The sequence below is a fragment of the Ruegeria sp. CE9 genome, assembly GCF_056537425.1.
Window position 1 is genome coordinate 1 of the sequence record NZ_JBQFRO010000023.1, and the last position, 10524, is coordinate 10524.

Consider the following 10524-nt stretch of genomic DNA (forward strand, 5'->3'; position numbering starts at 1 on the left):
AAGACGGCAACAGCGCAGTTGAGGCGAAAGTCAAAGCCGAAGTCGCAGAACTCTGCGCCCGCTTCCCAATTTATCCAAACCTCTGAGACAAGGACCAGATCATGAGCTTTCACGCAATTGAGCAAGCACCCGCACGTCTGAACCGCAGTGAATTGGCCGTGCCCGGCAGCCAGCCGGGCATGTTTGAAAAGGCGGCAAAATCAGAAGTCGATGTCATTTTCCTTGATCTGGAAGACGCTGTTGCGCCTGACGAAAAAGAACAGGCCCGCAAGAACGTCATTGAGGCTCTGAATGATATCGACTGGGGCAACAAAACCATGTCGGTACGGATCAACGGTCTGGATACGCACTACATGTACCGTGATGTTGTGGATGTGGTCGAGCAGGCAGGCAAGCGGTTGGACCTGATCATGATCCCTAAAGTGGGGACTGCCGCAGATGTTTATGCGGTCGACATGATGGTCACCCAAATCGAAGATGCAATGGGCTATGAAAAGCGAATTGGGTTCGAGCACATCATCGAAACAGCGCTTGGGATGCAGAATGTCAGCGAAATCGCAGCGGCTTCAAAACGAAACGAAAGCTTGCATTTTGGAGTTGCCGACTATGCGGCGTCCACCCGTGCGCGAACAACCATTATCGGCGGTGTGAACCCGGATTATTCGGTTCTGACGGACCCAGATGCCGAGGCTGCCCGCGCAACCCACTGGGGGGATATGTGGCACTATGCATTGGCACGCATGGTCGTCGCTGCACGCGCCAACGGATTGCGACCAATTGACGGCCCATTCGGGGATTTTCAGGACCCCGAGGGGTATAAAGCCGCCGCCAAACGCGCCGCTGTTCTCGGCTGTGAAGGCAAATGGGCCATTCATCCCAGTCAGATCACCCTTGCCAATGAGGTTATGTCGCCTGGTGACGCCGAAGTGACCAAAGCGCAGCGAATTCTTGAAGCGATGGCCGATGCCGAAGCCGCGGGCAAGGGTGCAGTTTCATTGGACGGGCGCCTGATCGACTATGCCTCAATCCGGCAGGCTGAAGTAATGGTCGAAAAAGCCCGGCAAATCGCTGCAGCTTAATCTTGCCATGATTGCGCAAGCTTAAGGAACACTGTGCAAAAATCTCGGCGATACGAAGCGTTTGCGTTGCAAGCTCTTTAAGCCGGCAATGTGCACGACACCTCTACGCGCAAAAAATCTGGCGCGTGGAGGAACTACGAAGCTACATCAATAACGATTCCAGACGCTCTTACCCTTATGTGAGTCAGAAGACCCGTCCAGTTAAGGACGAAGGGGCTTGATAGAAAATAGAGCAACAACCACTGAACAAGTTTCAGATGTTCCAAGACCCGTCACAACCGAGCTCGATCAAGGCGGACTTGAACCAGGCCATCCCGCGGACAAGAGCGCTCTTTTCGAAATAAACAAGATCGGGTCCAGTGAGTTGCGACTGGTCTAGTACCAATTGGCTGGGATCAAACGGCGGCTGAGCGAAAGTGAAACTGCTTTCACCCAGGACAACACCGCCCTGCACAACGCGCCCTGGTTGAATAGGCGCTGAATAAGCCCAAACGTTTTCGAAAGTGAACCGGCGCAAACCTTGATCCAGAAGGCGCTGGGTTAGATGCTTGATCGGCAGGCTCCCCTCGCCCATCGGTACGCCAGCGACCGTCAACTGCCCCGCATCTTCGGCACGTACCATCACGTGGTCCTTTACATGCACCGAATGCACATGTTCAATCACCGCGTCCAGGGCAGCCTCAGGGTCTTCAAGCACCATTTGCGAGTTGCCGTAGTCATACAGAATTTTCAAGCGAGGATGATCTACACCCTCGACAATCTGGGCAAGTTCCGAGCCGGTGAAGTCTTCATGGTTCTCTAGCACAACGGTAACGCCCACTTGTTCCGCATGGTCGACGATGGTGGCCAGATCGCTCTGAGTGGCCCGCAGCATTTCGAAAGGCATGCCCCGATGCCGCGTATAGGTGCGCAGTGTATCCGCCCCCATGTATGCGGCCACATCTAACAGTTCGTTCATGTGCACCGGATCGGTGCCTGAGGTATCGACCTCCAGGCTCATACCTTCGGATTGCAGATACTCCCGCAGCGCATCCATCCTAGAGCGGTCCTTTCCGCCCAAATGACGATAGTTGGGGTCATTCAGTGACAGCGATATTCCCGACAAGCCATAAGATTTGGCCAATCTGGCAAAGGCCAGTGCATCAAAGCCGGGCACATGTTCAAAATGGTGCCAAAGGCTGAAAGAATGGATGGTTGGGTCAATCTGCATTAGCCCGATCCAAAATAAGAAAAGTTTCCGCGTCTAATGCGCGGCGATAGCGTGCTCTGACATCCGCGTCTGCATGCGTGGATGCACGCAGCCCGCAGTACCCGGCCATGCGCCACGCGAAGAACGGCTCCAGCTGGTGATAGCGCACCTCGACAGCGGGTAGGTTCATGGAACTGAAGAATTGTTGCCGGTCCTGCAGCGAAAACGGAGTGCGCTGGGACAAGATTTGAAAAGCAGGGGACAGGAACGAGTAAATGTCCTCGCACAGATCACCTGCGGCGGGGCATTGCCAGTCAATCAGCCGAAGCCCATCTCCCTGCCCAATAAGGTTCGAAGCGCCGATATCGGTGTGGATCAGAGACAGCCGAACAGGGGGTGGTAAATCGATTGGTACAGGGCGCGCTGGCGCTGGCAGATCGCTGCGGGCAAACAACCGATCGCCTTCGGTCAGAATGTCATGCGGCGTAAGCGGCACGTGTCTAAAACATGCCGGGTCAGCTGCCTCTTTGCGCAACAGCAAAGTAGCAACAGCGCTCATGTCTCTATTCCAGGTTCCGCCCTCAACATACGCACTGGATACGCACTGGATACGCACTGGCCATTACCTGCACGTCGGGCCAATAGCCGATCAGTTTGGGCGCGACATACAGTGGTGCGAGGTGACGCGACGCCGAAGCCTCGTCAGCAGGAAAGTTGGGAAACAGCGTGCCTTTGATTGGCTCCGCAAAAAACTTAAACACCAGTTTACGTATATCGGTTTCAACCAGATAGACGCTGTTTAGATACCCACCTTGCAACAGATCCACGCGCTGGGGAATATCGTGCAGTTCAAGACGTTGAAAAAGCGTTCGGATGGAAGCCACCGTTTCGGCATTCCGCGTCATCGAAAACCTGCGAGCTTTTCGTAGAGCACGGCATCCAACTTCAACCCTTCTTGGGCCAATCTGATTTTGTTGGCCTCTCGCCGCTGATTGGGTAAACGTGCGCCGCTCTGGGACAAAATGCTTTGGGTCAATTCCGCGATGCGTTGACTAAACGCATTCCCCGAGAATCTCTGTGGGTCAATTGCAATGAAGAACTGGCCGTTGTCGATTGGCCGACCATCATCGTCGGTAAAGGACCCCATCGTTGTGCCCAGCTCTCCGCCAGCCACGGCGGCGCAGAGTACCTCGACAATCAGCCCCATGGAAAACCCTTTTACGCCGCCAGACGGTGCCATTGACCCGGCCAATCCCGCCTCAGCATCCGTGGTTTCGTGACCTTCCGCATTCAGCGCCCAGCCAAGCGGGATCGGGCGGCCATCGTCTGCGGCACGTTTCACTGCGGTCCACGCGACAGCCGAGGCCGATTGATCGATCAGAAAGGCAATTCCACCTGCACCATCCGGCACAGCAAATGACAAAGGGTTCGTGCCGATGACCGGCATATTACCGCCAACCGGCGCAATTGCGGGTACCGAGTTTGTAGCGCCAAAGGCGACAAGACCTGCGCGAGCCAGAACACCGGTGTGATATCCCAAAGTGGCCGCATTGTAGGAATTGTGAACCCCCATCGCCGCGATACCCTGCGCCTTAGCCGCCGGGATCAATTCCGCAAATCCAGCCTCGATCGCGGGATGCGCAAACCCATGGCATGCATCCACCTGAAACGCGCTCTCTGAAATTTTGCGCACATCCGGCTCGGCGTTTCCGTCCACTTTTCCATTCAAAAGGTGCTCGCAATAATACTGCAGCCAGTAAAAGCCGTGCCCCTCGAGCCCCGACAATTCCGTATCAAGTATTGCATCGGTGAAGTAATCAGCCTTGTCAGTTGCCAAACCGGCCCCCGTCAGGGCGTCAAAGATCAATGAACGGGCGTCATCGGGCGTCAGTGATATGGTTTCGCTCAACGTAGCAACTCCTGCTCCAGATCCTCTGTCAGCGTGATCCCCAAACCGGGGGCATCGCCTAATTCAAGCCATCCGTCTTGTGCGGTCAAGGGCGATTGCAACATCCAATCACGACGTTCAAGCGACCATTCGGGCGGATCATAGGGCCATTCCAGACAAGGGACGTCCCCAACCCCTGCAGACAGGTGCGCATTGCCCAGCACGCCTATCCCGTTGGTCCAGCTATGTGGGGTCAACACCACGCCTGCCTCACGCGCCATCAGCGCCAGCCGTCGCACGCCAGTGATGCCCCCAGTCAGCGCCAAATCAGGTTGAATAATGTCCAGAGCTCGGTCTTCGATCAGATCGCGGAAGGCATCCAGTTCGCGGGTCATTTTCCCCCCGGCGATGCGCAGATCTGTCATCTGGCGAAGCTGGGCCATGCCCTTGCGGTCCGCACAGTGCAAGGGTTCTTCCATCCATTACACACCCAGGTGTTCAAGTTCGCGCGCGACAGCAAGCGCATCTTTCAACATCCAATTGGCGTTTGTGTCCCAGGGCATACGCCAGCCCTGATTGCAATCCACCATCAACTCCATTCGGTCGCCAATGGCCGCGCGCACAGCTTCAAGCGCTTTGATATCCTCGCGCCAGCCACTGCGCCCACCCTCAGCTGACGTGAACCGGACCTTCATTGCAGGAAAACCTTCGTCAACAAACCGCTGCGCCTGCGCAGCCATCGCTGCCGGATCCCGCATCACACCTGATGACGCATAAAGCCGGACACGATTGGACGGCCGCCCAGCATCCGCCACACCGGCTCATCCGAAATTTTGCCACACAAATCCCATAGGGCCAAATCCAGGGCCCAAGGACGCCCGTAGTGAAAATTGAGATGTGACAACACCTCGTAATGGCGTTCCAGATGACGGGGATCGTGGCCAAGAAACAGCTCCTGATGCCCGTCAAAGCCAATCATCAGATCGCCCGAGCCAATTCCAATCCGGCCATCGCTATCTGTCACCCGAACAATGGTCACAGCAAAGTGTCCACGTGTGCGACCATCCCAACTGGCCTTGAACGGTGGGTCAAGAACCTGTCGGTGATGGGTGATTTGAATATCTGATATTATGGACAATTGTCGCCTTCCGTCTGCTCGCTGACGTTCTGGGAGTTGATCATACGTCCCATCAAAAGGTATCCAAACTGCCTAAATACCTGCATTCACCCCGCACAAAAAGTCATGGTCAAACGAACATTGGACAGAATTTCACTGAACGCCCTTCGGGTTTTCTACGTGTGCGGCAAAAACATGAATTTCTCTGCGGCGGCACGTGAGCTGTTGGTTTCGCAGGCAGCTGTCAGTCGCAGAATCAAGAAACTAGAAGACGAATTGGGTTATGATTTGTTCATTCGGAATGGTCGCCAATTGTGCTTCAGCCAAAAAGGCGAGCAGCTGTTTTTCAGATTGCATGATCTTCTGGGGTCATTGAGCGATACGCTTGAGTTTCTGGCGGATGAAACCGCATCCACCCCTATTACCTTCGCCGCGGGAAACTCGATTTCGCATTTGTGGCTCAATGACAAGCTTCGCAAGTTTGCAGCGAAGCACTCTGACGTGCAACTTCGGGTGCTCAGTACAGACACCCTTTCCGAAATAATCGATACCGCGAACGACTTGGCCATCATCTATTGCTCGGGCGGCTTCCCTGGCTGGTCCCTGACCCCGTAACTGGTGGAAGAATTAGTGCCGGTAGCTTCCCCACAATACCTTAAAGCCATACGGCTTAAGAAGCACCCTCCGACGTCACACCTGACGAGCTGTTACAGTTTGACCTACATGACTATGTCCTTTCATACGCACGTTGGCTGAATTTGCAAAGCTGGATGACACGTGTTTCGGGACGAGTGGCAGAGTTAAAGCTGGCAGCACAATATCCGACCTACATGATGGCCCTTGATGCTGCTTTGGATGGAGAGGGCGTGGTTTTGGGAAGTCGCACGTTAATCACCTCTTACCTGGCAGATGGCAGCCTGACCAAGGTAACGTCATGCGTGTTAAAAACCTGTTTCGCGTATCACCTTGGATATCCGAATGAGAGCATACCTACGCACTCACCCGGCCTTCTCTTCAATTATCTGGTGCTAAGTCGGTGAACACCAGTGCAAACGGCTATGTCGCGAGCTTTGTCCCCCCCTCGAACCGACAGCCATTTCCAAATCAGACGATTTCGTTCTGCAACCGGTTTGCACCCCAATCGTAGGATTTAATGTAACTGACCAACGCGCGCACAGCAGTTTGATCCTCTCGCCCGCTGGGTATCGCAAGATAGACCGATCTGAGCAGATCCTGATCCTGCAACGCAACAGATTTCAATCCGGCCGATTTTGCGGAACTTGACGGCATGATTGAAATTCCGTGATCTTGCGATAGCAACGATTTGATCCAGTCTTCGCGCTCGCTGCTGGCGACGATGTTGAGGTTAATATCATGTTTGTCCGCTATCGACAAAATCATGTCGCGGAACTCGCACCGCATTCTGTCGATATAGGGAAATTCGGCAATCATCTTCAGCGGAATGGAATCCCGCGCGGCCAGCCGGTTCTGTAGCCCGCACGAGACGACCATTTTCTCTTGAAACAGCTCGTAGGTGCGCAGCCTCGGAACAGCTTCGACCGGGCTGCCGATAATTGCGACGTCGATTTTTCCCTGCAGCAACGCATCCTGAATCGATGTGGCCGTGAAATCCATCAGCTGTATTCCAAGCTTGGGATGCTTTTGCTGAAACTGCGCCAGACATTGCCCCACCATTCCGGGGTCGATCGTGCACATCACGGCAATCCGAATGCTCGTCATCTCGGAATTGGACAGGCGCGATGCCAATTGTTCTGCTCGCAGCGCTGCATCCTCGACATCTTGCAGAGAGGCGCGCATGCGCTCACCCAATGGTGTCAAATGGGTCAATCGGCCTTCGCGGCGGATTAGATAGCCGCCAACCTCAGACTCAAGTTGCTGGATCGCCTTGCTCAGGGCGGGTTGCGATACCTTAAGTTCGCGCGCGGCCTCGGAAAAGTTCAGCGTGCGCGCAAGAGTAAGGAAATATCGAATACGGCGTAGGTCCATGTGTCCTCATATCCAAAAGTCTTTGGAGCAGCGGTTATGTATTTTATAACCATAATGAATGAATGGGGGACTTAACTTTGGGGTCAGCCAAAAAGGAGACCCCTCTGATGAAAATAACCAAATTTGCCGCCGCGATCGGGATTGCCGCCACTGCACTCACCGGGGCCGTTCTTGCGCAATCCTCCTCAGATGCCATTGCCGAAGCCACTTTTAACAGCGATGGATCAGTCAATGTTCCCACCGATTACCGCCGCTGGATTTTTATCGGATCACCTTTGACCCCCAACGCGTTGAATGATGGTGAAGCGCCATTTCCCGAGTTCCATAATGTTTATGTCGAACCTTCTGCCTTTGATCATTTCGCGAAAACTGGGGAATGGGCAAACGGCACCCAAATCGCCAAGGAATTGGTGATGATCCGCGAAGGTGACAACTGCACCGAAGAAGATGGCGCCTGTTTTGAAGTGTCCGGGAACGGTTATTTCCAAGGCGAATTTGTCGGGCTGGAACTGACCGTCAAAGATACCGATCGATTTTCGGACGAGCCAGGCGGCTGGGTCTATTACAGCTTTGGGCATGATGGAGAGCCTTATGCGCAAACCGCGCAGGCTTTTCCGGCTGAATCCTGCAACTCGTGCCACGAAGCCAACGCGGACACGGATTTTGTATTCACGCAGTTCTATCCAGTACTGCGCGCGGTGCAGGGGAACTAAGACGTGAAACGTCTTATATGGTGCCTCGCTCTGATTGGCCCGATCGGAGCGCTCCCCGGGTCGGCGCAGAATTTTTCTGTGCCGACCTATGGGGTCGTAGGACCCGAGGGTAGTATCCACATGCTCGAAGGCGAGTTTCGCGCGACCTGGCCAGTCCTTGGGACCTGGACGCTACTGGACGAAGGCGAAGCCACGGGCCAACACGTCGTCTACACACAGCCCGGCGTCATCGAACAGTATCTGGAAACCGGATCATTCCCGGATGGCGCCGTTCTGATCAAGGAACTGTTGGAAGCGAAGACTGACGAATACAATACTGGTACAGCCGCCTTTGCCACGGATGTCACTGGCTGGTTTGTCATGGTCAAGGACAAGCAAAATCGCTTCGACGGCAATGATCTGTGGGGATTAGGCTGGGGATGGGCGTATTTTGACGTCGATGACCGGCAAACCACGACGACGACCGACTATCGGTTTGAATGCAAAACCTGCCACGTCCCGGCAAAGCAAACGGATTGGATATTCCTCGAAGGATATCCGGTGCTGCACACGGACTAAGCAAATCTGACCAATTCTGGCGCGCTATTTGAAACAAAAAATCCGCGCCGGATCACCCAAAAAACTAAACTAAACAGGAGGAGCGCAATGCGAACTCTGTACTCTCTTTCTTTGACTTCTGCTTTGGTATTTGCAGGCGTGGCGCATGCAGAAACCAAGGGCTTCTATGTCGTAACGAACAAGGCCGATGAGAACTCGGTTGTCGGGTATCAGGCCGACGAGTCCGGTGTTTACATGATGTCCGGTGAATATCTCACCGGTGGCAAGGGGACCGGAGATCTGGAAATCCCCGATTTGAAAAAAGATCCCTCTCACCCACTCGCCAATGGCGACGATCCGTTGATATCCGCAAACTCGCTTGCGATGACCGCAGATGGCCGCTTCCTGGCAGTGGTCAATCCTGGCGATGCGACCGTGTCACTGATGTCAATTGGCGAAGACGGCGTACTGAGCGTGGCCAACAGTGTTCCCGCCCCCGATCAATTTCCGATCAGCCTTGCATTTCACGATGATATGCTGGCCGTCGCGGGTGTTGGGATGAACAACAGCGCGGGAAGCATCGGCATGTACCGTATCGCGGACGGCAAGTTGCAACCCGTCACCGGATCAGTGCGCGATCTCAAGGCGCGCCCGTCGACCATCGCATTCTCTGACACCGGCGATTTCGTTATCGTGAATGAGTTGGTGACCGGAGAGGTCAAGATTTTCGGCGTTCAGGACGGGTCACTTTCGGCGCAGCCTGTCTCACAAGTGTCCTCGCCCCGCGACGACGATGACCGGTTCCAGGCGATCCCGGTCGGCTTTGCGGTTTCAGGCGACACGATCCTGATGTCAGAAGCCCGCTTTCTAACGCCGGATTTCATGTTGCGCGAAGGCAGTGGAGAGGTCGCACTTAGCCCGCTCTATTCCTGGCAAACGGGATCGCTGTCGACATACAAGCTGTCATCGGACGGAGCGCTTTCGCTGGTATCGGGCGATGTCCTGACCGGCGCGGGCGTCGAAGGCGGAGAAATTGCAAATTGCTGGGTCACGATCTCACATGACGGCAAAACCTTGTGGGCCGCAAATGCGCTATCCAGTTCAATCAGCAGTTTTCGGGTTCGAGAGAACGGAACAGCGGCATTGTTGAATGCGCGCGCTTTCAAGAATCCATCCGAAAAGCTGTTCTTCAGTGATATCGAAGTCAGCGCTGATGGCACGGAAATCTACCAGTTGGTCGGAAATCGCGGCGAAGTCATGGTGTTTTCTATCCGGCCTGACGGTGATCTTGAACTGAAACAAACGCTTGGCGGATTACCTGAACTGGGTACATACGGCCTCGCCGTCTACTGATGTCGGGCGTTTCTTCTTTCGTCCTGAGAAGGAACGCGCGAATGCGGTCCAGATCGAAGGTCTGGACCGCCTTGTCCGCATTGAGCACGTTGTGTTGCCTCATGGTTGACGAGGCCGGGGCAGATCCGGACCGGATATCGCTATTGCTGGGTTCGCATCATTTCTCGGACGAAGAATTCGAAGAGGTGAACCCGGGTCTGTTTGTTTCTTGGTTGACAGCAAAACGGGATATGGAAATTGGAATTTTTCGCAACAGCTATGGTGATCTATCGGTGTCGGCGACCTTGGGTCGCCGGTTTGGTCAGTCTTGGACGCTGTTTGCCGGGACTGCGTACTATGGAAATGCGGATACTGAGTTTGAATACCATCTTGGGAAATTCATCCCCATTGCAGGGGTGCAATTTGTTCACAAACACTTGTTTGTAAAAGCCCTTCCCGGCGTGGTCGCTGCCGGGCTGACTTGGCAAGTGTACAAGTGACCAACCGATAGTTTGCATTGAGTGAGCCGACGAAAGGGTCTGCGTGGTGATGAGAACAGAAGACGCAATTAAGCTCGATACAGCGATTGCCAGGCTGCATGACGAAGGCCGTTACCGGACCTTTATCGACATTGAACGTCGCAACGGGCATTTCCCGCATGC

At 54.5% G+C, this 10524-nt stretch carries 12 protein-coding genes and 1 pseudogene; 6 read left to right on the plus strand and 7 right to left on the minus strand.

The window, feature by feature from the left end:
* Window positions 1-101: 101 nt before the first annotated feature.
* Window positions 102-1079, plus strand: a complete 978-nt coding sequence (locus tag ACR0B3_RS23260; protein WP_480811145.1) for an HpcH/HpaI aldolase/citrate lyase family protein — start codon at window positions 102-104, stop codon at window positions 1077-1079.
* A gap of 253 nt (window positions 1080-1332) precedes the next feature.
* Here the strand turns inward: ACR0B3_RS23260 and ACR0B3_RS23265 are convergent, their stop codons facing one another.
* The 6 genes and pseudogenes from ACR0B3_RS23265 to ACR0B3_RS23290 all read right to left on the minus strand — a co-directional run bounded on the left by ACR0B3_RS23265 (window position 1333) and on the right by ACR0B3_RS23290 (window position 5294).
* A complete protein-coding gene (locus tag ACR0B3_RS23265) occupies window positions 1333-2289 on the minus strand; it encodes a sugar phosphate isomerase/epimerase family protein (protein ID WP_480811146.1) in 957 nt (318 codons plus the stop codon).
* Window positions 2279-2827: a phosphotransferase family protein gene (locus ACR0B3_RS23270; protein ID WP_480811147.1), complete on the minus strand. Its 549-nt coding sequence runs from the start codon at window positions 2825-2827 to the stop codon at window positions 2279-2281. The genes ACR0B3_RS23265 and ACR0B3_RS23270 overlap by 11 nt, the downstream gene beginning before the upstream one ends.
* 22 nt (window positions 2828-2849) lie before the next feature.
* Entirely contained in the window at window positions 2850-3173 is a 324-nt protein-coding gene (locus ACR0B3_RS23275) for a protein kinase family protein (RefSeq protein WP_480811148.1), read from the minus strand.
* Entirely contained in the window at window positions 3170-4177 is a 1008-nt protein-coding gene (locus ACR0B3_RS23280) for an Ldh family oxidoreductase (RefSeq protein WP_480811149.1), read from the minus strand. Before ACR0B3_RS23280 ends, ACR0B3_RS23275 begins: the two co-directional genes overlap by 4 nt.
* Window positions 4174-4914: pseudogene (locus ACR0B3_RS23285) on the minus strand (mandelate racemase/muconate lactonizing enzyme family protein). The gene ACR0B3_RS23280 and the pseudogene ACR0B3_RS23285 overlap by 4 nt, the downstream one beginning before the upstream one ends.
* On the minus strand, window positions 4914-5294 hold the full coding sequence (locus ACR0B3_RS23290; RefSeq protein ID WP_480811150.1) for a hypothetical protein: 381 nt from the start codon (window positions 5292-5294) through the stop codon (window positions 4914-4916). Before ACR0B3_RS23290 ends, ACR0B3_RS23285 begins: the two are co-directional and overlap by 1 nt.
* Window positions 5295-5399: 105 nt before the next feature.
* Here ACR0B3_RS23290 and ACR0B3_RS23295 point away from each other — a divergent pair, with 105 nt between their 5' ends.
* Complete coding sequence (locus ACR0B3_RS23295) at window positions 5400-5888, plus strand: LysR family transcriptional regulator (RefSeq protein ID WP_480811151.1); 489 nt, start codon at window positions 5400-5402, stop codon at window positions 5886-5888.
* 489 nt (window positions 5889-6377) lie between these two features.
* Here the strand turns inward: ACR0B3_RS23295 and ACR0B3_RS23300 are convergent, their stop codons facing one another.
* Window positions 6378-7280 (minus strand): LysR family transcriptional regulator, encoded by a 903-nt coding sequence (locus ACR0B3_RS23300; protein ID WP_480811152.1) that lies wholly within the window; start codon window positions 7278-7280, stop codon window positions 6378-6380.
* A 107-nt stretch (window positions 7281-7387) separates the two neighbouring features.
* Between ACR0B3_RS23300 and ACR0B3_RS23305 the strand changes: the two genes are divergently transcribed.
* The 4 genes from ACR0B3_RS23305 to ACR0B3_RS23320 all read left to right on the plus strand — a co-directional run bounded on the left by ACR0B3_RS23305 (window position 7388) and on the right by ACR0B3_RS23320 (window position 10362).
* Window positions 7388-7993: a cytochrome P460 family protein gene (locus ACR0B3_RS23305; protein ID WP_480811153.1), complete on the plus strand. Its 606-nt coding sequence runs from the start codon at window positions 7388-7390 to the stop codon at window positions 7991-7993.
* Window positions 7994-7996: 3 nt separating this feature from the next.
* Window positions 7997-8551 carry a cytochrome P460 family protein gene (locus ACR0B3_RS23310; RefSeq protein ID WP_480811154.1) on the plus strand — a complete coding sequence of 185 codons (555 nt, stop codon included), beginning with the start codon at window positions 7997-7999 and terminating at the stop codon, window positions 8549-8551.
* A gap of 87 nt (window positions 8552-8638) precedes the next feature.
* Window positions 8639-9883 (plus strand): hypothetical protein, encoded by a 1245-nt coding sequence (locus ACR0B3_RS23315; RefSeq protein WP_480811155.1) that lies wholly within the window; start codon window positions 8639-8641, stop codon window positions 9881-9883.
* A 41-nt stretch (window positions 9884-9924) separates the two neighbouring features.
* On the plus strand, window positions 9925-10362 hold the full coding sequence (locus tag ACR0B3_RS23320; RefSeq protein WP_480811156.1) for a hypothetical protein: 438 nt from the start codon (window positions 9925-9927) through the stop codon (window positions 10360-10362).
* The last annotated feature ends 162 nt before the right edge of the window (window positions 10363-10524 follow it).

What these genes read in the sequence shown, in the direction of transcription:
- ACR0B3_RS23320 (WP_480811156.1), top strand. Translation starts at nt 9,925, where the DNA reads ATGCGGTCCAGATCGAAGGTCTGGACCGCCTTGTCCGCATTGAGCACG.
- ACR0B3_RS23275 (WP_480811148.1), bottom strand. Translation starts at nt 3,173, where the DNA reads ATGACGCGGAATGCCGAAACGGTGGCTTCCATCCGAACGCTTTTTCAA.
- ACR0B3_RS23300 (WP_480811152.1), bottom strand. Translation starts at nt 7,280, where the DNA reads ATGGACCTACGCCGTATTCGATATTTCCTTACTCTTGCGCGCACGCTG.
- ACR0B3_RS23260 (WP_480811145.1), top strand. Translation starts at nt 102, where the DNA reads ATGAGCTTTCACGCAATTGAGCAAGCACCCGCACGTCTGAACCGCAGT.
- ACR0B3_RS23305 (WP_480811153.1), top strand. Translation starts at nt 7,388, where the DNA reads ATGAAAATAACCAAATTTGCCGCCGCGATCGGGATTGCCGCCACTGCA.
- ACR0B3_RS23295 (WP_480811151.1), top strand. Translation starts at nt 5,400, where the DNA reads ATGGTCAAACGAACATTGGACAGAATTTCACTGAACGCCCTTCGGGTT.
- ACR0B3_RS23265 (WP_480811146.1), bottom strand. Translation starts at nt 2,289, where the DNA reads ATGCAGATTGACCCAACCATCCATTCTTTCAGCCTTTGGCACCATTTT.
- ACR0B3_RS23270 (WP_480811147.1), bottom strand. Translation starts at nt 2,827, where the DNA reads ATGAGCGCTGTTGCTACTTTGCTGTTGCGCAAAGAGGCAGCTGACCCG.
- ACR0B3_RS23315 (WP_480811155.1), top strand. Translation starts at nt 8,639, where the DNA reads ATGCGAACTCTGTACTCTCTTTCTTTGACTTCTGCTTTGGTATTTGCA.